Source organism: Bacillus sp. BB081 (assembly GCF_008368895.1).
GTDB lineage: Bacteria > Bacillota > Bacilli > Bacillales > Bacillaceae_G > Bacillus_A > Bacillus_A wiedmannii.
This window is the reverse complement of record NZ_QOZX01000019.1, coordinates 66,166-86,586: the sequence shown is the minus strand read 5'-3', so window position 1 is coordinate 86,586 and position 20,421 is coordinate 66,166. Positions and strand designations below refer to the sequence as shown.

General features: G+C 34.9%; 23 protein-coding genes and 1 other annotated feature. Of the genes, 9 read left to right on the top strand and 14 right to left on the bottom strand.

Features of this window, described 5'->3' with window-relative positions; genetic code table 11:
• Positions 1-449 (top strand): Gly-Xaa-Xaa repeat protein (locus DN394_RS11480; protein WP_149293797.1); only part of this gene is annotated, 449 nt, incomplete at its 5' end.
• Positions 450-644: 195 nt separating this feature from the next.
• Positions 645-1,073 (top strand): hypothetical protein, encoded by a 429-nt coding sequence (locus tag DN394_RS11475; protein WP_149293799.1) that lies wholly within the window; start codon positions 645-647, stop codon positions 1,071-1,073.
• Between the two features lie 127 nt (positions 1,074-1,200).
• Here DN394_RS11475 and DN394_RS11470 read toward each other — a convergent pair whose 3' ends face one another.
• Positions 1,201-3,243 carry a transglycosylase domain-containing protein gene (locus DN394_RS11470; protein WP_097917496.1) on the bottom strand — a complete coding sequence of 681 codons (2,043 nt, stop codon included), beginning with the start codon at positions 3,241-3,243 and terminating at the stop codon, positions 1,201-1,203.
• Positions 3,244-3,555: 312 nt separating this feature from the next.
• Here DN394_RS11470 and DN394_RS11465 point away from each other — a divergent pair, with 312 nt between their 5' ends.
• The 3 genes from DN394_RS11465 (at position 3,556) to DN394_RS11455 (ending at position 6,104) form a co-directional block, all read left to right on the top strand.
• Entirely contained in the window at positions 3,556-4,176 is a 621-nt protein-coding gene (locus DN394_RS11465; RefSeq protein ID WP_000231446.1) for a DUF47 domain-containing protein, read from the top strand.
• A gap of 11 nt (positions 4,177-4,187) precedes the next feature.
• Complete coding sequence (locus DN394_RS11460; protein WP_000380278.1) at positions 4,188-5,186, top strand: inorganic phosphate transporter; 999 nt, start codon at positions 4,188-4,190, stop codon at positions 5,184-5,186.
• A gap of 117 nt (positions 5,187-5,303) precedes the next feature.
• Positions 5,304-6,104: a sulfite exporter TauE/SafE family protein gene (locus tag DN394_RS11455; RefSeq protein ID WP_000455764.1), complete on the top strand. Its 801-nt coding sequence runs from the start codon at positions 5,304-5,306 to the stop codon at positions 6,102-6,104.
• Positions 6,105-6,397: 293 nt separating this feature from the next.
• On the opposite strand, the gene DN394_RS11450 is transcribed toward DN394_RS11455, so the two are convergent.
• Positions 6,398-6,625 carry a hypothetical protein gene (locus tag DN394_RS11450; protein ID WP_000882907.1) on the bottom strand — a complete coding sequence of 76 codons (228 nt, stop codon included), beginning with the start codon at positions 6,623-6,625 and terminating at the stop codon, positions 6,398-6,400.
• A gap of 169 nt (positions 6,626-6,794) precedes the next feature.
• Between DN394_RS11450 and DN394_RS11445 the strand changes: the two genes are divergently transcribed.
• Positions 6,795-7,307 carry a Crp/Fnr family transcriptional regulator gene (locus tag DN394_RS11445; protein ID WP_000600574.1) on the top strand — a complete coding sequence of 171 codons (513 nt, stop codon included), beginning with the start codon at positions 6,795-6,797 and terminating at the stop codon, positions 7,305-7,307.
• Positions 7,308-7,338: 31 nt separating this feature from the next.
• Here DN394_RS11445 and hmpA read toward each other — a convergent pair whose 3' ends face one another.
• The 3 genes from hmpA to DN394_RS11430 form a co-directional block, all read right to left on the bottom strand.
• The gene (hmpA, locus tag DN394_RS11440) at positions 7,339-8,547 is read right to left on the bottom strand and encodes an NO-inducible flavohemoprotein (RefSeq protein ID WP_046958182.1); all 1,209 of its coding nucleotides are present in this window, start codon (positions 8,545-8,547) and stop codon (positions 7,339-7,341) included.
• A 159-nt stretch (positions 8,548-8,706) separates the two neighbouring features.
• On the bottom strand, positions 8,707-9,225 hold the full coding sequence (locus tag DN394_RS11435; RefSeq protein ID WP_000734814.1) for a hypothetical protein: 519 nt from the start codon (positions 9,223-9,225) through the stop codon (positions 8,707-8,709).
• 114 nt (positions 9,226-9,339) lie between these two features.
• A complete protein-coding gene (locus DN394_RS11430; RefSeq protein ID WP_046958183.1) occupies positions 9,340-10,437 on the bottom strand; it encodes a site-2 protease family protein in 1,098 nt (365 codons plus the stop codon).
• A 156-nt stretch (positions 10,438-10,593) separates the two neighbouring features.
• Between DN394_RS11430 and DN394_RS11425 the strand changes: the two genes are divergently transcribed.
• Positions 10,594-10,791 (top strand): hypothetical protein, encoded by a 198-nt coding sequence (locus DN394_RS11425; protein WP_001053356.1) that lies wholly within the window; start codon positions 10,594-10,596, stop codon positions 10,789-10,791.
• Positions 10,792-10,898: 107 nt separating this feature from the next.
• Here the strand turns inward: DN394_RS11425 and DN394_RS11420 are convergent, their stop codons facing one another.
• Entirely contained in the window at positions 10,899-11,750 is an 852-nt protein-coding gene (locus tag DN394_RS11420; RefSeq protein WP_000824712.1) for a YhfM domain-containing protein, read from the bottom strand.
• A gap of 108 nt (positions 11,751-11,858) precedes the next feature.
• Between DN394_RS11420 and DN394_RS11415 the strand changes: the two genes are divergently transcribed.
• The gene (locus tag DN394_RS11415) at positions 11,859-12,635 is read left to right on the top strand and encodes a class I SAM-dependent methyltransferase (protein WP_088083032.1); all 777 of its coding nucleotides are present in this window, start codon (positions 11,859-11,861) and stop codon (positions 12,633-12,635) included.
• A 39-nt stretch (positions 12,636-12,674) separates the two neighbouring features.
• Here DN394_RS11415 and DN394_RS11410 read toward each other — a convergent pair whose 3' ends face one another.
• Entirely contained in the window at positions 12,675-12,884 is a 210-nt protein-coding gene (locus tag DN394_RS11410) for a hypothetical protein (protein ID WP_000880630.1), read from the bottom strand.
• Between the two features lie 271 nt (positions 12,885-13,155).
• Positions 13,156-13,414, top strand: a binding site (T-box leader).
• A gap of 56 nt (positions 13,415-13,470) precedes the next feature.
• Between DN394_RS11410 and brnQ3 the strand changes: the two genes are divergently transcribed.
• Positions 13,471-14,826, top strand: coding sequence for a branched-chain amino acid transport system II carrier protein BrnQ3 (gene brnQ3, locus DN394_RS11405; RefSeq protein ID WP_097917500.1), 1,356 nt, complete (start codon positions 13,471-13,473; stop codon positions 14,824-14,826).
• A gap of 22 nt (positions 14,827-14,848) precedes the next feature.
• Here brnQ3 and DN394_RS11400 read toward each other — a convergent pair whose 3' ends face one another.
• From DN394_RS11400 to DN394_RS11370, 7 genes are all read right to left on the bottom strand, one after another.
• Positions 14,849-15,187, bottom strand: coding sequence for a DUF3922 domain-containing protein (locus tag DN394_RS11400; protein ID WP_149293796.1), 339 nt, complete (start codon positions 15,185-15,187; stop codon positions 14,849-14,851).
• Between the two features lie 56 nt (positions 15,188-15,243).
• Entirely contained in the window at positions 15,244-15,876 is a 633-nt protein-coding gene (locus DN394_RS11395; RefSeq protein ID WP_000598709.1) for a response regulator, read from the bottom strand.
• On the bottom strand, positions 15,873-16,928 hold the full coding sequence (locus DN394_RS11390) for a sensor histidine kinase (protein WP_000744323.1): 1,056 nt from the start codon (positions 16,926-16,928) through the stop codon (positions 15,873-15,875). Before DN394_RS11390 ends, DN394_RS11395 begins: the two co-directional genes overlap by 4 nt.
• Positions 16,928-17,668, bottom strand: a complete 741-nt coding sequence (gene liaF / locus DN394_RS11385) for a cell wall-active antibiotics response protein LiaF (protein ID WP_000743885.1) — start codon at positions 17,666-17,668, stop codon at positions 16,928-16,930. The genes DN394_RS11390 and liaF overlap by 1 nt, the downstream gene beginning before the upstream one ends.
• A 106-nt stretch (positions 17,669-17,774) precedes the next feature.
• Positions 17,775-18,437, bottom strand: coding sequence for a PspA/IM30 family protein (locus tag DN394_RS11380; protein WP_098705359.1), 663 nt, complete (start codon positions 18,435-18,437; stop codon positions 17,775-17,777).
• 56 nt (positions 18,438-18,493) lie between these two features.
• Positions 18,494-18,850: a lmo0954 family membrane protein gene (locus DN394_RS11375; RefSeq protein ID WP_000808634.1), complete on the bottom strand. Its 357-nt coding sequence runs from the start codon at positions 18,848-18,850 to the stop codon at positions 18,494-18,496.
• Between the two features lie 230 nt (positions 18,851-19,080).
• On the bottom strand, positions 19,081-20,397 hold the full coding sequence (locus DN394_RS11370; protein WP_149293795.1) for a Na+/H+ antiporter NhaC family protein: 1,317 nt from the start codon (positions 20,395-20,397) through the stop codon (positions 19,081-19,083).
• Positions 20,398-20,421: the final 24 nt, after the last annotated feature.

The following is a 20,421-nucleotide window of genomic DNA, read 5'->3' as shown; positions in this document are numbered from 1 at the left end:
GTGCTACTGGTGCTCAAGGCCCGGCTGGCGCAACAGGACCAGCGGGTACTCCAATTCCTGTAACTATCGCAGCAATCGGAAACTCAAACGCACAAACTATATCACCTGGAACAAACATCCAATTTAATCAAGTTTTTGAAATAAATAACATTAATTTTAATGACACTGCAGATACTTTAACAATTTTAGAAACAGGCGTATATGATATTAGTTTCTCAGCGTCTACAACTTTCCCAGGATCTTCACCATTTGGATTCGGTATTTCATTCAATGGCCAACCACCTAATCGTAACTTCTCAACTAACGTTATCGGTAGTGCTGTTTCTTTCTCTACAATCGTTACTTTACAAGCTGGTACAACGATTGCTGTACAGCCTACAGCAAACACTATTTCTATTCCTAACACAGGTGATACAACTGCAACACTATCCGTATTCCGAATTTACTAATTTTCAATCAATAAGTATATTTATAATAATATGTATCGTTTAACCGTGCATTAAATCTCTCTTTATATAGAAAGGAGCACTTATTTGGGAGGATAAGTGCTCCTTCTTTACGTTTCTTTACCTCAAATTTACTCTGTCTTAATCCTCATTTTGTATGATAAATAGTGAAGTCAAAGATATGAAAGAGGGATGAAAATGAGAGTTATGTCACTAATACGCATTTGGTTTGCTCTTATGGTATGCATTATTTTATGTGTAGGATTTTTTTTAACTCTAAAATATTCTACTATATCAAAAGCAGAGAGAAAAACTGTTCCATACAAACTTTTGTATACAAAACAAAGCAACATCCCTTATTCCAATACCACAAAGAATGAAAAAAAGGTTATAAAAGGAATGCTTATTACGCAAGCTTCTAGTTCCGAAGCGTTACTTCAAATTGCTGAAACGATTAAAGATCAGTATACAAATAAAAAAATCGATGAAATCACACTTTCTATCCACAATGAAAATAATGGTAATTTCGAAGAAGAATTACCTTACGAACCTATTAGTAAAGGGAAAATACTAGTCACATACGATTCTCAATCCTTTGGCAGTACAAATGTTACACTTAACGAGTAATACTATTTATCCCAATTAATATGGGCTAACAACTCGTAGAGATAGATTCAGCTCCTCCCCACCGATTAAAAGTTCACTTAATTTCTCATACGAAAAAGAGGCGAATTTCGTTATTCGCCTCTTTCTTTTACCAAAATGAAGGAATCCATTCTTTCACTTTATCAATCCACTCTTGTTGCTCTTTTTTTCTTTGTTGTTCCTCTTCTTTTCTTCTCTTCTCTTCTTCTTTTCTTCGTTTTTCCTCTTCTATTGTATTCAATTGTTTTTTATAATCAGCCTCAGATATGAGCGATAACTGGAATGCTTTTTGAGCTGGATTGGCATTCGCTTTTTTCATAATATCCCGGAACATTGTCGTCGTAATTTGACTTCCTCCCGGCACATAATGATCACTATCTGTTTTATCATATCCTACCCAAATCGCACCTACTAAATCTGGTGTATATCCAACAAACCATGAATCCTTTGCACCGGCGCTTGGTCCATTTACAATTTGAGTCGTTCCTGTCTTACCTGCCGTATCAATATTATTAACTTTCGCCTTTTCGCCCGTTCCCTTTTCGACAACACCTTTTAATAAATATGTCATCTTTTGAGCAATTTTCTCGCTCGTCACTCGTGTCTCTTTCTTATACCACTTTCCAATTGTTTCACCTTCAGCATTTTGTATCTCTCTAATCGCATGAGCTTCCACTTGGACACCGTCATTTGCAAATGTACTATACGCTTGAGCCATTACAAATGGAGAGGTCCCCACATGCATACCGCCTAAAGCGATCGGATACGTACGATCTTCTGGCACTAATGGAATACCAAATCGCTCTAAAGATTTTAATCCTTTATCTAATCCAATTTGTTCTAATAGCCAAACAGCCGAAACATTGTACGACTTTGCCACAGCTTCATACATTGTCACATCACCGTGAAAAGTATGATCACTATTTTGCGGTTTATATTCTTTAATATTAAATGGTTCATCTTTTAATATATCGTATACTTCATACCCTTGCTCTAACGCTGGTACATATACAGCCAGAGGCTTTAACGTTGAGCCAGGTTGTCTTTTTAATTGGGTTGCATGGTTAAACTGTAAAAACTGATACGGTCCTCTACCTCCAACTAAAGCTGGTACACCACCTGTTTTTGGATTCATAAGAACTACACCCGTTTGCATAAGCTGGTCTGAGCCATTATCTTTGAAATAACTCTCATTATTCACAACGTCTTCTACAGCCTGTTGTTTTTTCGGATCAAGCTCTGTATAAATACGATAACCACCTGCTAAAATTTCATTTTGTGTTAATTCATACTTGTCCATTGCTTCTCTAACAATATAGTCTACATATTGAGAGTATTTTCCCTTGTATTTATCATCAACACCACGTTTTAACACAAGACCGCTCTCTTTTTCTTTATTATATTGTTCGTCAGAAATATATCCTTGCTCTTTCATTAAACTTAATACAACATTACGTCGTTCGATTGATTTATTAAAGTTTTTATAAGGCGAATACGCAGACGGTGCTTTAATCAAGCCAGCAATCGTTGCAGCCTCTGAAATTGTTAAATCTTTTACATCTTTATCGAAATAAGACTTAGCTGCTCTTTTTATGCCCCAAGCACCTTCACCGAAATAAATTTGATTCATATACATTTCGATAATTTCATCTTTCGTATACGTACGTTCTATTTTTTTTGTTAAAAAATATTCCTTTATTTTACGCGAGAACGTGCGGTCTTGTGTCAGAAATACATTTTTCGCAAGTTGTTGCGTAATTGTACTTCCCCCTGCTACAACTTCTCCTGCTGTAATATTTTTAAAAACTGCACTTATAATTCCACTATAATAAATACCGTGATGGTTAAAAAACCCCTTATCTTCTACTGCAACAATTGCCTGAACCATAATGTCAGGAATATCTTTCCTTTTAACACCTTCTGTTTTAGAAGAAGCTAATTTAGTCGCAACTTCATTATTTGCATCATAAATTAAGGTCGGTTGCGGAACAGCTTGTTTTAATTCAGATATGTCTTGAATGGAAATTATTATATTTATAGCAATAAATAGAGTAGCGAGTAAACTCCCTAATACAATTAATGAATTACGAAGTTTCTTCCTCTTGTTGAACCACTCCTGCATTTTTTTTAAGTGAGTGTTCTTCAATTTCATTCGTTCACTTCCTTCGTTTGTTTACACTCTTCTTTTCAAAAGGAAGAATATACCTCCTTTTAAATTTATTATAATAACGTAGTCGTTCCTATAGTGTAAAGCTTTTCTTTCACATTCATACTTTTTGCAAGAAAAGGACATTCTACAAGTAAGATATTCACTATTGATTATTAATATTATTAATACAACAATGAGAGTTATGTTAAGTTTTTGTAAACTTTTCGATAAAATGTTTTAAAAAACGACAGTTTTTTGTTAGAATTGATTAGCCAATATATTTTACATATATTACTTTTGTGGGGGTAACTAATAATGGTATTTAAATCAAAAAAAGATAAATTTTCTGAAATGTTAATGAATGTTTCAGAAAATTTAAAAGAAGGCGCGCAGTTTTTCGTGGAGTATAAAATTAAAAATGCTAGCGATTTAAAAGAGTTTTCTATGCGCATGAAAGAGTATGAGTCAAAAGGTGACTCATTTATTCACGAAATCATTATGGAGCTAAACAAAGCGTTTATTACTCCAATTGAACGTGAGGACATCCTACAACTTGCAATGAGTATGGATGATGTATTAGACGGATTAGATCATAGTGCTGGTCTATTCGAAATGTATTCTATTACAGAAGCTGATGAATACATGATTAAATTCGTTGAAGCAATTAATCAATGTGCGATTGAGATTGCAAATTCTGTTGAACTACTGTCTAAAAAGAAGTTAGTCGACATTCGTACGAACGCGATTAAGATTAAGGATTACGAATCACAATGTGATGATATTCGCCGTCATGCAATTAAGCACTTATTCTCTCGTGAGAAAGATCCGATTAAGATCATTCAATACAAAGAGATTTACGAAGAGCTTGAAGAAGTAGCGGATAGCTGCCAAAGCGTTGCAAACGTATTAGAAACAATTATTATGAAGAACGCGTAAGGAGTTTGATCATGGATACACTCTTGATACTGACCGTTTTAGTAGTCATTTGCGCTTTAGCTTTTGACTTTATCAATGGATTTCACGATACAGCAAACGCTATTGCAACGGCTGTTTCAACGAAAGCTCTAAAGCCTAGACATGCAATTATTATGGCAGCTATTATGAACTTTTTAGGTGCGATGACATTTACAGGTGTAGCAAAAACGATTACAAAAGATATCGTTGATCCATTTGCCTTGCAAAATGGTTCTCTTGTAATTTTAGCTGCTTTGCTTGCGGCAATAGCTTGGAATTTAATTACTTGGTACTACGGTATTCCAAGTAGTTCTTCGCATGCAATTATCGGCTCAATCGCAGGTGCAGCTATCGCTGCTGCCGGTATTAGCTCGTTAAATCTTAAAGGGTTCATAAAAATTCTTGAAGCTTTAATCATTTCACCGATTATCGCTTTTGTTATTGGTTATATCGTATACAGTATTTTTAAAGTGGTCTTTAAAAACTTTAATTTAACGAAAACGAACAAAAACTTCCGTTTATTCCAAATTTTCACTGCAGCATTACAAGCTTATACACATGGTACGAATGATGCACAAAAAGCAATGGGAATCATTACGATGGCTCTTATGGCCAATAACTATCATACTTCTGACGACATCCCGTTCTGGGTACAATTATGTTGTGCAATCGCAATGGGTCTTGGTACTTCTGTTGGCGGATGGAAAATTATTAAAACTGTCGGTGGACAAATTATGAAAATTCGTCCTGTAAATGGTGTAGCTGCTGATTTATCATCATCACTTGTTATTTTCGGCGCAACATTCATTCACTTACCGGTTAGTACAACGCACGTTATCTCTTCTTCTATTTTAGGGGTTGGTGCTTCACATCGTGTGAAAGGTGTAAAATGGGGAACTGCAAAACGCATGTTAATTACATGGGTTATTACACTTCCTATTTCAGCTTCGTTAGCTGCATTATTTTTCGCTTTATTACACTTAATCTTTTAATTAAAAGTCGTCTTCCTTATTTTTCTAGGAAGACGACTTTTTTGTGAACAAACCTTTTTCTTATTAAAAAGCGTGTATAATAATTGGTGGATAAGTTATATAGAGGAGTTGGCAATTTTGGAATACATCATGTTACTTTTCATCGGGTTAATCGCCGGGACAGTCGGGAGTCTAGTCGGGCTTGGTGGCGGAATTATTATTGTTCCGTTATTAATCGGATTACACAGTCTATCACCACAACTTGCAGTAGGAACTTCAATGGTAACAGTCGTTTTTACAGGACTATCTTCCACCCTTACTTATATGAAGCATAAACGAGTAGATTACAAAAGTGGACTTATTTTATTTATCGGGAGTGGCCCTGGTGGTATCATCGGCTCGTGGGCAAACAAATTTTTAAACCAAGATACATTTTCTTTATATTTTGGGATTTTCCTTATTTTTGTCTCCATTCTTCTTATGTTACGAGACAAATTAAACCCCCTTTCTTTATCAAATATGACGGTAATTAAGCGTTCTTTTACAGATAACGAAGGAAACACTGTACACTATCAATTTCCACCGCTTCTCGCAATCTTTATCGCCTTTATAGTTGGTTTTATATCTGGATTATTTGGAATTGGCGGCGGTGCCTTACTTGTTCCAGCAATGATGCTACTTTTTGCATTCCCAGCACATATTGCTGTAGCAACTTCGATGTTTATCGTATTTTTATCAGCAATTGTAAGTTCTGCAACTCACATCTCCCTTGGAAATGTCAGCTGGGTTTACGCATTAATTCTTATTCCTGGTGCATGGATTGGCGGGAAAATCGGGGCTTATATTAATACAAAATTAAGTGGTAATGCCGTAATTAATTTATTACGTATCACATTAATTATTCTCGGAACTAGATTAATCATTACTTCTTTTTTATAACGCGTTCTTTTTAGAATGCGTTTTTCTTATACACATGAATATAAAAATCCTCCTAAGAGAACAAATAAAATTAAACAAACACATAATAACATATAGTTGGAAATATGTACTTTCTTCAAGTTGACCACTCCTATAACTGCGACTGTTATCTTTATGATAGCGAAAAAATAATTCACTTGCAGTTACAAAGTGCTAACAATGCAAAATCATTTATTACAAATTTTATCCTTATATTTCATTTCTTTGTATATTCTATCGTTTTAATAAAAAAAGATGTCATATTGACATCTTTTTTAGTGAAGAAGTGACCATCCCATAAAATCCTCATGTACTTGGCACGCCCTCTTATCGTTTCGATCATATAATTCAGCATAACTATCTGTTTCTTCATCATAAGCCATCGTATAAATAATTTGGCCGTCTACTTCAACGGATAACACGACTCCACCTTTCATCTCTTCTACATGAATGATAGCATTCGCCGGAATTCTCATATCCGTCATTTTTATCGCATCTAACAATATACTAAACCCCCTACAGCGTATTCATTGCTAGTACTATTACACACTAAATAGTATACTACTGTAATAGCATATATTTCGTCAATGAAATTGCTATTTAAAAGCATATTGTCTTTATACATATACGCTAAAATAGAAGAAATAGAAATGTTTAAATGGGGGGCTAACATTGATTCTACACAAAGGAGATGTACTATTCCGTCAAGGCGAGGACGGTCCTTTATATTTTATAAAAACAGGTTTATTAAAAGTAGTACGGATAGAAGAAGATGGAACACCATTTCTATTCAACATTATCGTTCCAGGTGAAACGATACCTCACCATTCTTTAATTTCACCGAAGGAATATCACGGTACAGCAATCGCTTTAATGAAAACAGAAGTTGAACCTATAATTAGTAATGAATGGTACGATCAACTTCAGGCAAATCCTGCATCATATGCAAATATTGCTATGCAACTACAATCAAAATTAAGAATGATGCAACAGCGTATCGATCAATTGACAACCGTCTCTCCGAAAGAACGTCTACATCGTTTACAAGAATGGTTCACACTATATTTAGGTGACATTCCTATATATGAAATATTAACACAAACTGAAATCGGTCAACTCATAGGTATACGCCGTGAAACGGTAAATCGGCTGTTACGAGAACAAATAAAAAACGAGGTAAAATAATACCTCGTTTTTTACTTATTTCAAACTTCATCTATTGTAAGCTTGCTGCTGGACCGAAAAATTCATAATGAATATGCTCTTGTTCCACACCTAAATTAGTTAGTGCAGCATTTATATGCTTCATAAATGGTACGGGACCACAGAAATAAAATTCTGCTTCAGTTGTCGGAATAATAGTTTGTAACCATTCAGCTTCAATGAAACCTTCTTTATCAAAGTTCTTCATTTCCAAATCTTTTTCAGTTGGTGCAGAATAGCAAGTGTATGCTTTAACTTGTTCGTATTCATTATCTACTGCCTCAACGTGTTCTTTCATTGCATGTGTATTACTATTTATCGCTGCATGAACAAAACATACATTACGTTTTGAGTTTTGTTCAATTAACGTATTTAGCATACTCATCATTGGTGTAATACCTACTCCACCACTAATTAGCACAACTGGTAATGTTGAATCCATATTTAATACGAAATCTCCTGCTGGTGCACTTACTGGTAACATATCCCCTTCTTCTACATGATCGTGTAAGTAATTAGATACTTTACCGTCCGGTGTATCTACACCTTTTTCTTTCTTTACACTAATACGATAATATTCTTTTCCAGGAGCATCTGATAAACTATATTGACGATTATGTGTATACGTTTCACCTTCTATATTTATTTGAATCGTTACATATTGTCCTGGGATGAATGAAGAAACTTGCCCTCCATCTTCAGGTTTTAAATAAAATGATGTAATAACGTCGCTTTCCGTAACTTTTTTAACAACCACAAAGTTACGGAAATCTTTCCATCCACCTTCTTTATTCGCCGCTTCTTCATACATCTCTGTTTCAATGCTAATGAATGCATCAGCAATGACACCATAAGCTTCTCCCCATGCATTTAAAACTTCATCAGGTGCACCTGCAACCTCTTTAATTGCACGTAGTAAACATGTACCTACAATCGGGTAATGCTCTGCTTTAATACCTAAACTTCTATGCTTATGACCAATTTGTTTTACAACCGGAATAATAGCTTCTAAATTATCAATATACGTTGCAGCTGCATAAACAGCATTCGCTAGCGCTTGTTGTTGTCTTCCCTTTTTCTGATTTGTATGGTTGAAAATATTTAATAACTCCGGATGTTCCGAAAATAAAATTTGATAAAATCGCGTTGTAATTTCAACGCCTTTTTCTTGTAATAATGGTACTGTTGACTTTACGATTTCAATTGTTTTTGCACTTAACATTGTATCCCACTCCTCTATTTCCTTAACTGTTTTTAGTTTAACTGAATTGTATAGTACATATTGTGATTTTAATCACTATTAACACGGTGTTTTTGTGAATAATATATGAACATTGCACTTACAAAAGAAAATAAGCCAACTAGAATTCTAGCTAGCTTATTATTTGGACTGTATAGCTTGTTCAATTACCCTTATATCTTTTCCATCTCCAAACTCTGTATACCCCCAGATGTTCGTTTCACCTCTATATTTATTTACTATAATATCTAAGTCATGGTATACACGATGTGCATAAACTACATACTCAATATTTTGAAGTTCCACACCTTTTTTTACAATTTCATAGCTTCTATTTACATCACGTTTTATTTTTTCATTCTTTATTTCTGTATGTATATTTTTTAAAGATGATTCTTGTTGTTGAAACCATTGTTTAAATTGGTTCCAGTCCCCTTCTGTATAATTCTCTGCTTTACCGTAATTTAAGAAATTATTATAACTTTCATGCGTCATACGAATAAAATCTAGCACTTTTGTCTCTTCTTGCACATCTTCTATTTGAGCTATTGTACTTACCTCAGCAGGCTTATTCGCATAATGTAATAGCAATTTCATAAGACTATAGCTCGCAATGATCATTACGATAATAATCCCGAATACAATTAACAATTTCTTCATATACAGAACTCCTTCTCTACTAAAGATATTACAATGTATGACTATACTTGTAACATTCTCTCGTAGAAATATAATTCCTGTATAAATTCTTCCTATCATTTCGACAATATTTTTCTATACATTTCTCGTTGGTAAATGTTCTTGTAAAACAATGTACCCTTCATAAGCTGTGTAACCGAGTATAGCCATTAATCCGATATAACAAGCAAAGACTGTCCATTTTGTTTTCATATCAACTTTATAATAGTTTTCCTGTTGTCTCTTTTCTGTCTCCCATTCCTGTAATTTTCTTTCTGACATTTCAAATGCTTCTCTTATATGAATTGTATGCGTTTCTTTTTCATCTTCATATGGAACGTAATCAAGCGGCTCAAACTTTGGTAAAAGATGCTCTAACACTTCAATCTTTTGAAGTTCTCCTACTTTTAATTCTTTCTCTCTTTCTTTTTGCCTTAATATATTTATTTCATGTTGCATCATATATATATTTCGATGCACCGCACCTGTTTCTTTTAACTCCTCTTCAAGTCTTGCAACATATTCTTTCATTCCATCAATTCTATATCCTAATTCCTTAATTGGCTCATCTCTCTTTATTACTCTATATAATTCCATACAGCCGATAATAAAAATAAATCCTCCCAAAATACTTTTAAAGTAAATGGCATAACCGAGCAATACAATAAGACCCGCTCCCCAAATCTTTGTACTTACAACTGAGATAATTCGTCCACCATCTAATGGAGAAACCGGAATCAAGTTAAAGAAGTTAATCATACTTCCAAGTAAAATAATTAATGCCCAAAATGGCTCTTTCGTTATTATATAAAGTGGAATCGCAGGTAAAAATGACAACAATCCGAAAAGAGGTCCCATGAAGGCGATGTAAGCTTCATCTTTTGCATTTTTCGGCATCTCTTTCATCCCAATAAGAGCGCCCATAAATGGAATAAATATTGCTGGCGATGTTGGTATACCTTTTTTTTTCGCAGCCCATAAATGGCCCATTTCATGAATAAACAACAAATAAATGAGCGCTACCCCAAATTTCCAACCATATATAACCGCGTATGCACCAAGTGATAGAAACATACTAAATACCGTTGAAAACTTTGCTAGTTTAAAAATTGCAAATACCCACTTTAACTTAGAAAGTAAAAATAGCCCTATTGCAACAATAATTCCCCATAATCCTTTTTTATTATTTTTCATATTCCTCTCCTTTATCTCTCATTAATGAATCATATTTATTCATCAAAACTATTCTTTTCTCTATTATGACATATTTTTTTCTATCGTTAGAAATAATGTTTATTTAATCCATTTTTAGCCAAAAATATAAATATAAATATAAGGAGGTGTTTGCAAATGAATTTACAATCTCTCATAATAGGCGCTCTATCGTTTTTAGCTTCAACTCTTATTTTTTATACCGTTAGTTACGTATTATTATTAGATTTGTTGCCCAATCACGTATTTATTGCCCTTGTCATCCTTTCCGCTCTTATGATTTCTTTTCTTATTACACGAAAATCAATGAATGAGCCATCTGCAAAAGCAAAGTAATAGAGAGGGGGTTTTTCCCCCTCTCTATTATCATTTCCTAGGAAAGGCCATATAAACTTTACTAATTACCTTCATCCCGATCCGTAAGGGCTAATTAAAGTTTCATTTTATCTTTGTAAATCCATTTTTTCACCATACTCTTTAACAATTTGAATGATATTTTGAAAAACACCTATTTTTTCTTTTTTGCTATTTAATATTTTCAAATCATAATTTTCATAATATGTTTCTAATGACTTTAATTGTGATTCTGAAGCATCTTTTACCGGAACAGTAGCATGCAATTCATATTGTTTATACCCTTCCTTTACCTTTTCACCTGAAATTTTTTCACTCTCTTTTGCTCCAATTAATTTTTGAACTTTTTCTGGGAAAACGACTTGTAAATAATACTCTTGTTCCTTCTCTAACTTGTTGTATAGTGATTGTGAAATCGTATACCGCACCGTATAATTCACTTTTTGATCGCCTGCTTTAATATGAAACGCAGTAATCTGCAAATCTTTTTTTGTTACTTCCGTTAAAGGACCTACCTGCATCTCATCTTCTTTTTGTTCTAAAACATTTGGAAATATAGCCAAAAGCTTTTCTGTATCTTTTTTATTCAGCATATACATAGCTTTTTTATATTGTATCCATCCTCTTCTGTCTTCTCCTCTTAGCCATGCATAATATGTTTCTTTTTTTCCACCCCTATTAATTTGTATTTCATATTCCGGTTCACCAAAACTACCTGTTACTTCTTGTTTTTCCGTTTTATCTATAATGTCTATTACTAACTTAGCTTCTGATTCCTGTAACTTTTTCTCTTTATGTTTTTTTTGTATAACGGTTACCCCTATCGTTTCTTTCACTTCATTCACCGTCTCTTCCACTTTTTTTGTTTCTTTTTTTTGCTCTACTTGACCACAAGACGCTAGTAACATAGCAAATAACAACAATACATATTTCCTTTTCAACTTAATCCTCCTTTTACAATAAGAAATTCTTATACTCTTCATATAAAAAACAAAAACGTGACACACTATAAAATACGCTATACTAAGTATTGAAAGGAGGTCTTTTTCATGTCCATTAATTTTCACGATGCAAATAATAAATACACATACGCACAGCGAAACGCCCATATTTCTTGGGGAGAAATGATAAAAAGTATTACAAATGTACAAAACAAGCAAATAATTGATATCGGCTGTGGTGGCGGGATTTATACGAAAGAACTTGCTCTTATGGGGGCCAAAAATGTCATTGGACTTGATTTTTCAAAAGAAATATTACAAGCTGCAAAAGAAAATTGTAGCGGCTTTCCAAATATTTCATTCATTCACGGTGATGCACATAGCGTCCCATATCCTAATGATACATTCGACATTGTTATTTCGCGCGCAGTGATTCATCATTTACAAGACATTCCTACATTTCTACGTGAAGCTTCTCGTATATTAAAGAAAAACGGTGTACTTATTGTACAAGACCGAACTATTGAAGATTGTACAATTCCTGGAAGCCCCGAACACATTCGTGGATATTTTTTCTCTACCTTTCCAAAACTCATTGAAATAGAATCAAAAAGGCGGCCAAAAACCACCACGATACAGCAAGAATTACAAAAACATTTTCTTCACGTGTTCCCCTCTCAAACACAATGGGAAGTACGAAAAATACATGATTCTGTAGAAGCATTGCTACAAGATTTATCACCTCGAACAGGTCGATCCATTCTATATGAATTAACAGATCATGAACTTTCTCAACTTCTACAACAGATCCAGACCGCATTACAAAGTATCTCTCCTATTATCGAAAGAGATCGGTGGACAATTTGGAGCGCCATGAAATTGTAAGGAAGGAAGCCTCACAACATAATGTGAGGCTTCCTTCTTTCATAATCTAATTTTGCAACACTCTTGATATCCTCCACTTCTGGCCTGTGCACTTCCACACTTCGGACATACTAAATATCTAGACTGATTTGTCAACAAACTACCTTTTTGAAAGAGTAAAACTTCTGCTTGTTTAAACGAACGCGAATAATATAACCACATAAAACCAATTATAGCAATAATGCCAAATAATACTCCCATCGCAAGCATTCCAGTCACCTCTTTTGGTTTGTTCTTTCCAGCAAGTGGATTGTTGTATTATTCTCTGTAAATTCAAACAATACCTTCTTTACTCCTATAAATATCAACTTTCTCTATAAGTTTTACAATTCTCTACAAATTTTTACTCCCGTTTTACAATTCACCATTCCCTTTACAATAACGAATATCACATTCGATATCTCCATATATAAATATATCTTTCAAAAAAATGTTGACTTTCAAAAAAAAACATGTGACAATACTGTCAGAATACTTGAATAAAAATTCATTGACGAGAACGAGTACGTTATAGGACTGTCCCCCAGAGAGTTGGCGATTTGCTGAAAGCCAACGTTCAGTGCGTAACCGAAAATCATCTCCGAGAAGTAGAACCGAATGTTACAGTAAGTTCTTACCGGCTGTCCCCCGTTACAAGGAACACGTATCATGTTGTACGTTGTAAAGCCGTATACATATAGACTCATTTCTACATGTATAAATTAGGGTGGTATCGCGGGTAAATATAACTCGTCCCTTTCTTTAGGGACGAGTTTTTTGTGTTCTTACAAATGAATTTAAAAAAGGAGGAAAAACAATGAACACTGTATCAAAAAAACATATTTTTTTCACGGGTCTTATGCTATTTTCTTTATTTTTTGGGGCAGGTAATTTAATTTTCCCTCCCATGCTTGGACAAAATGCAGGTGAAAACTTTTGGCCGGCAATGATTGGATTTTTACTAACAGGAGTCGGTTTACCATTATTAACTGTTATTGCAATTTCTTTATCAGGAAACGGCATGCAACAACTCGCAAGTCATGTTCACCCATTATTCGGAATTTTCTTTACTGTAGTTGTATACATCGCAATCGGTCCTTCTATGGGAATTCCACGCGTTGCAAATGTCGCTTATGAAATGGGTGTTAGTTCTTTCTTACCAGAAACAATTCGTTCTAGTAACCTAGCACTATTTTTATACACAGTCGTCTTCTTCGCTATCGTATTTTGGCTTAGTTTAAATCCATCTAAACTTGTCGATCGCATCGGAAATATTTTAACACCTATTTTATTACTCTCTATTCTCTTACTATTTGTTAAAAGTGTATTTACACCACTCGGGCAATCAGGACCAGCAATGCAAGAGTATCAAACTTCTCCAATCTTCAAAGGCTTTATGGAAGGATACTTAACGATGGATACCATTTCTGCGCTTGCATTTGGAATTATCGTTGTAAATGCCATTCGCTCTAAAGGTGTGAAAGATCGTAAATCCATTGCCATCGCAACAGCGAAAGCAGGACTTATTGCCGCTACTGGTCTCGTACTTGTATATGGTGCACTTGGCTGGCTCGGTGCAACTAGCGTCTCGCTCGGATATGCACAAAATGGCGGACAATTACTTACTGTTATCGTACAGCAATTATTCGGTCCATACGGTTTACTTCTATTATCTCTAATCGTTACACTCGCTTGTCTAACAACTTGTGTTGGACTTGTATCTGCGTGTAGTCAATATTTCTCAACATTATTGACTAAATTTTCATACAAAATATTCGCGAGTATCATTTGTGCATTAGGATTATTAGTTGCCAACTTAGGTTTAACGAAAATTATTGCCATCTCTGTTCCAATTCTACTTGTTGTATATCCAGTTGCAATTGTGCTCGTTCTACTATCGTTACTTCATAAATATTTCGGTGGATATCGCTCTGTTTATGTAGGTGCTTTAATTGGAGCAGCAATCGTAAGCGTATTTGACGGATTAAAACAAGGTGGCATTTCAGTTTCATTTATCACACCATATTTTGAATTTATCCCTTTATATAATGAAGGAATTGGCTGGCTAATACCAGCATTATCCGGGGCTATTATCGGCCTTACAATCGCTAAGTTAAGCGGTGCGAAAAAAGTTCCCTTAATAACCGATTCCCGCGAAGTAAAAGCATCCTAAAAAACTCCCGAAAGGGAGTTTTTTACTTTTGATAAGCAGTATGATTAAAACTGCTTATTTTATATGCTTTCGTATAATATTCGATATTTGTATCCACTGTTTCTACTTTGACAACATCGTAGCAATCTTCTTGCTTTACTAAAAATAAATAGTACTCTTCTGTCGCCTCAACAATTGCAATTTTATCTGTTTCAACATTATATTGTTCACAAAGCGCTTGTAATGCGTTCACATAATCCCCTAATTTTTTAGACTTATCCATGCCAAATATCGTTTGAACTAACATACGCTCTCTCCCCTTTGTATGTATTGTTAACAACCCAATGATAACGCTTACATTTATTAACGTCAATAAAAAGATTTGGCGTAAACTAATAATCAGTGGAATAGCCCCCCACTGATTAAAGTTTCACTTTATCATTTCGTCAATTGATGTCTAAACGCATAAATAACTGCCTGTGTCCGGTCACTTACATTTAGCTTATTTAAAATATTACTCACATGTGTCTTTACTGTTTTGAGGGCAATAAACAATTCATCTGCAATCTCTTGATTACTTTTCCCCTCTGCAATTAATAACAAAATTTCAGACTCTCTTTCTGTTAACTCCTCATGCAAAGGTTGTTCTTTCTTCTGACGCATACGAGACATCATTTTACCAGTAACTTTTGGCTCTAATACCGTTTCTCCATCATAAGTAGCTCGTACAGCGTCTGCTATATCACTTGCTCTTGATGTTTTTAATAAATAACTTGTAGCTCCAGCCTCAATAACAGGGTACAATTTCTCATCATCTAAAAAGCTCGTTACAACTACAATTTTCGCTTCTGGCCATTCCTGAATAATAGCACGTGTTGCTTCAACCCCATCCATCTCATCCATGACAAGGTCCATCAAAATAATATCTGGTCTTAATTGCAGTGCTAACTCTGAACCTTTTCTTCCATTTTCAGCTTCTCCAACTACTTCGATATCTGGCTGCGTTGATAAATATGCTGATACACCCATTCGAACCATTTCATGATCATCGACAAGTAACACTTTTATCATGATTCTCCCCCTCTCTCAATCATAATCGGTACTTTTACTTCTATTTGCGTCCCTTTAGCGGGGAAACTAAGTACTTTTAATGTCCCACCAATTTCATGAACACGCTCTTGCATTGATCTTAAACCATATGAACCAGCCTTATTCACTCCGACTTCAAATCCAACGCCATCATCAATAATTTTTAGAATTGCATATTGATCAATTTTCCGAAGACGTACTTCCGTTTTCTTCGCTTTCGCATGTCGTAAAGTATTGGATAAAGCTTCTTGCACAATACGAAATAAATGATCTTCTACACCTTTTTTCAATTCTATTGGCTCGATTAGCCATTCAATTTTCATATGTTGCTTTCGCGATAATTCCGTCAATAATTCCTCTATACCTTGTGTCAGTTTCTTACCTTCTAATTGTACAGGCCGTAAATGAAGAAGCAATGCTCTCATTTCTGATTGCGCATTTACAACCATATTTTCAACGAGCTGCAACTGCTTGTTTGTCGTTTCTGGAATTTCAGCTACTTGTTCATTAATAGCCGACATCATCATCGACATTGCAAAAAGCTGCTGACTTACAGAATCATGCAGCTCCCTCGCCAATCGATGCCTTTCTTGGGATATCGCTTCTTGTCTCATCTCTTCATTCCAATGAGCTCGTTCATTCGTTACTTTTTGAAAGAGTCCAGCTTGCTCCTCTAATCGACGAGCAAGACCGATTACTTTTCGTTCTACTTCATGAAATTCATCATCTGCAGTAAACGAAACATCGCTCGGAAAATTCCCTCGCTCCACTTCAAATAGAAAAGTATTTAATCCTTGTATACGCTGCTCTATATAGTAACCGATTGCATACCCTACAATTCCCCCGATAAGTAAACTTGTAGTCATAATAAACAAGCCAATTGGAACAGAAGCGATGGATTCCTTCCATAATAAATCATACACTTGTTGCTCGCTTTTCCATACATATACAATTGTACAAATGAGTGCGATACTAACAGAAGACAACATAGAATAACGAATATACATCCACGAAATATTTTTTTGTTTCTTCATTATACTTTCCTCACTTCCGTATCGCCTACGACAAGCGAAGAAATAATTTTAATACGACGAGGAGCTTCTTTATACTGCTCTGTTCTAAATGTAACATTACGATTAAATCCTGTCTCTTCATGTCCTGGCAGGAGCACACGTCCGACAATAACAGAATGATTTAAAGACAGCTCAATATCATATGGCACGTATAAACGAATATTACCAACGATACCTCGGATAACAATTACCGTTTCTCCTTCTGGAATCATAGCAGTTGTTAAATCTATTTCCACATCACAAGCACCATATTGAACATTAATATCCTCAAGTTCATAAATATGATCCATCATTCGCACATTACCTACAAACATGTTTTTTAAATATGGTTCTGTACGATAAATTTGCTTCTCTTCATCTATATATCCTTTTTCTTTAATTTCAACCTTCATTGCTTTTTTCTGATGTCCTTGTTGAATCAATTGATAACCAATTAAAGCTAAACAAGCAAAGACGACAAGAACAAATGCTGCTGATGAAAATAAGAAGAATAAAAATACGATACCACCAACAAATAAAAAGACATTTCCCCTTACATAACGATTCTTCTTACGATAATGCCTTCCAAACATAAGCATAATAAATGCAAAAATGAGACCACCTGGTTCAAAATGTCCAAGTATCATATCAAGAAAAAGACCGAATCCAAATATGATGAGGAGCATCCCCATTAATTGTGTTTTTGAAAATTGTTTCTTCATTTCAGCTCCCCCCTTCTTGTTACATATACATAGAAGAAAAGGCATTGCTTTCCAACACCTTTTCTCCTATCACTATATCATAAGCCTGTTTTATAATATACTACTATTATTTTGTTAACTCTTTCGTTAACGATACATCATTCTTCTCTTTCATTTCACGCTCAAGCTTTGCAATCTTCATATCAAATGTGTCACGTTCATGCTCCTCATTTATACGAGATTCTAAGTCGCGAATATGATCTTCAATTTCTTCAAAGCGTAAGAACGGATTATTTTCATCCATTTTATGCATCGCTGTATTCATACGACGATTTGCATGTGCCATATTTTCACGTGCCATTAATTCCATACGTTTTGCGTGCATTTCTTTTAATTTATTTTTCATCTCAGCAAGACGACGCTCTAACTCATCAATTTGATCTACAACACCTGCATACATTTCTTCTAATCGAGTTACTTGCCCTTCATAATACGCTACTTCTTGTAACGCACGCTCATGTAGTTGTAATTCGCCTACTTCTTGAGCGACGATCGCTTGCTTTGATCTTTTATTAACGAAATAACGTGCTTGCTCAAGCTCACGAGCGAAATTAGATTTTAATGTTTTGTGGCGCTCAATTAACTTCTCAATTTTTGTTATTTCACGCTCACTATCGCGTAAATATTGGTTTAACATCGCGATTGGATTTTTTCTTTCTTTCTCATCTAACACATTATGAAAATCTGCTAAAATTGCCTCGCGTACACGTCCGAATAAAGATTGTTTCATTATAATCTTCCTCTCTTCTACTTTATCAATTTAATTTGGTTTTTATTAATTTTTTATTAGTTTTTCATTAACTTGTTCCACTCATCTTCAAAGTTGCTATATGGTTTAGAACTTTCTGGTGCAGAATCAACAACTACATTTTTTTCTTTTTTCCACTCACGGTATCCGTAGTATAAAACTACTAATGCTGCGATACCGATTAATGCTGGGGAATGAGAAAGGGCGATGGACAAGCCGATCAAACCAACAATACCCCAAGCTAACTTTCCAAAAAATGATTGTGCTCGCACAAATGATTTATAGCTCCAGTACACAACTCCTGCTCCAATTGCGAATCCTATAATACCAGCAAGACTGCCAAGAGCAATTAAAGCTAAAATACCAGCCGCGATAAACGCTAGAAATTGTTTCATCTTGTGCTTGCCTCCCTTCGATTTGATACTCTTATCTTAACTATTTTTTCACTTTTCCATAACGAGCTTAAGAACCGTTTTCGACTCAGACTTAAGACTGAGTTGCATTCAGCCTTTTGTAAAAATATGCGGTAGGGATAGGATGATTCACTCTTTTATCGCACATAAAAAGCCGTACAGAGAACATTCTCTATACGGCTTTCGTTACTATTCATAAACTTCATTTTAAATTATGCTGTTTTATGATACTCTTTCTTTCCCGCTACTTTAGAAAACCTCGGGAAACCAATTAATATAGAAATAATTCCACATACTCCAACTAAGATCGGATAAAACGCATATGGTAACAATTCAATCGGAGATAACGCCGCAAATCCTGCTGCCGTTAACATTTGCGCACCATACGGAATTAATCCTTGCACACAGCATGAGAAAAGATCTAATACACTCGCTGATTTACGAGGATCAATTTCATATTGATCTGCAATGTTTTTCGCAAGCGGGCCTGTAAAAATAATAGAAATCGTATTATTTGCTGTACACATATTCGTCATACTCACTAAGCCAGCGATACCGAACTCTGCTCCTTTTTTTGAACGAATGTTACGCGTTAAAATATTCATTAAATATTGAATGCCACCATTATATTGAATCAGTTCGACCATACCGCCAATTAAAATAGCAAGTAATACTAACTCCATCATACCGCCCATTCCAGCCGTTACACTTTTAAAGAAACTCTCTAATGTGTAACTCCCATCTAAAAGACCGATAACGCCAGATAGTACAGTTCCACCAGTTAACACAATAAGTACATTCCAACCAAGTAATGCTGTAATAAGTACTCCTGCATACGGTAAAATCTTTATCCAGTCAAAGCTATGCGCTTTAATCTGCGTATCGCTCCCTAAAGTAATGATTACTAATAGTACAATTGTAATAATAGCTGCCGGTAATACAATTAAAAAGTTCGTTTTAAACTTATCTTTCATTTCTGTTCCTTGTGAGCGCACAGCTGCGATTGTTGTATCTGAAATAAATGATAAATTATCACCAAACATCGCTCCGCCAACAACGGTAGCCATCGTAAGTGCAATGGAGATATCAGTTTGCCCACTAATACCTACAGCAATTGGTGCTAATGCAGCAATTGTTCCCATTGAAGTTCCCATTGCTAATGAAATAAATGCCCCTATAACAAAAATTCCGGCTACGATAAATCCTTGCGGTAAAATGGATAACGCTAAGTTAACTGTAGAATCAACGCCGCCCATCCCTTTTGCCGTTTCAGAAAATGCTCCTGCCAGTACAAAAATTAAAACCATAATCATAATATCCGGGTTCCCTGCACCTTTAGCGAATCGTTCTACTTTTACATTAAAATTTTCTTTACGATTCATTGCTAAAGCGACTCCTACAGCAATTGAAATTGCTACAAGTATCGGCAATTTATAGAAATCACCTGTAATAATTCCAGAACCAATAAATAGCGCCAAAAATATCCCAAGTGGTAATAAAGCCAAACCATTTCCTCTCGTTTCTTTCAAAGTACCATCTCTCCCTAGTTTCAA

Excerpts from the sequence above, each read along its gene's own strand:
- DN394_RS11475 (WP_149293799.1), top strand. The coding sequence starts at position 645 with ATGAGAGTTATGTCACTAATACGCATTTGGTTTGCTCTTATGGTATGC.
- DN394_RS11470 (WP_097917496.1), bottom strand. The coding sequence starts at position 3,243 with ATGAAATTGAAGAACACTCACTTAAAAAAAATGCAGGAGTGGTTCAAC.
- DN394_RS11465 (WP_000231446.1), top strand. The coding sequence starts at position 3,556 with ATGGTATTTAAATCAAAAAAAGATAAATTTTCTGAAATGTTAATGAAT.
- DN394_RS11460 (WP_000380278.1), top strand. The coding sequence starts at position 4,188 with ATGGATACACTCTTGATACTGACCGTTTTAGTAGTCATTTGCGCTTTA.
- hmpA (WP_046958182.1), bottom strand. The coding sequence starts at position 8,547 with ATGTTAAGTGCAAAAACAATTGAAATCGTAAAGTCAACAGTACCATTA.
- DN394_RS11435 (WP_000734814.1), bottom strand. The coding sequence starts at position 9,225 with ATGAAGAAATTGTTAATTGTATTCGGGATTATTATCGTAATGATCATT.
- DN394_RS11430 (WP_046958183.1), bottom strand. The coding sequence starts at position 10,437 with ATGAAAAATAATAAAAAAGGATTATGGGGAATTATTGTTGCAATAGGG.
- DN394_RS11425 (WP_001053356.1), top strand. The coding sequence starts at position 10,594 with ATGAATTTACAATCTCTCATAATAGGCGCTCTATCGTTTTTAGCTTCA.
- DN394_RS11415 (WP_088083032.1), top strand. The coding sequence starts at position 11,859 with ATGTCCATTAATTTTCACGATGCAAATAATAAATACACATACGCACAG.
- DN394_RS11410 (WP_000880630.1), bottom strand. The coding sequence starts at position 12,884 with ATGCTTGCGATGGGAGTATTATTTGGCATTATTGCTATAATTGGTTTT.
- brnQ3 (WP_097917500.1), top strand. The coding sequence starts at position 13,471 with ATGAACACTGTATCAAAAAAACATATTTTTTTCACGGGTCTTATGCTA.
- DN394_RS11395 (WP_000598709.1), bottom strand. The coding sequence starts at position 15,876 with ATGATAAAAGTGTTACTTGTCGATGATCATGAAATGGTTCGAATGGGT.
- DN394_RS11390 (WP_000744323.1), bottom strand. The coding sequence starts at position 16,928 with ATGAAGAAACAAAAAAATATTTCGTGGATGTATATTCGTTATTCTATG.
- liaF (WP_000743885.1), bottom strand. The coding sequence starts at position 17,668 with ATGAAGAAACAATTTTCAAAAACACAATTAATGGGGATGCTCCTCATC.
- DN394_RS11380 (WP_098705359.1), bottom strand. The coding sequence starts at position 18,437 with ATGAAACAATCTTTATTCGGACGTGTACGCGAGGCAATTTTAGCAGAT.
- DN394_RS11375 (WP_000808634.1), bottom strand. The coding sequence starts at position 18,850 with ATGAAACAATTTCTAGCGTTTATCGCGGCTGGTATTTTAGCTTTAATT.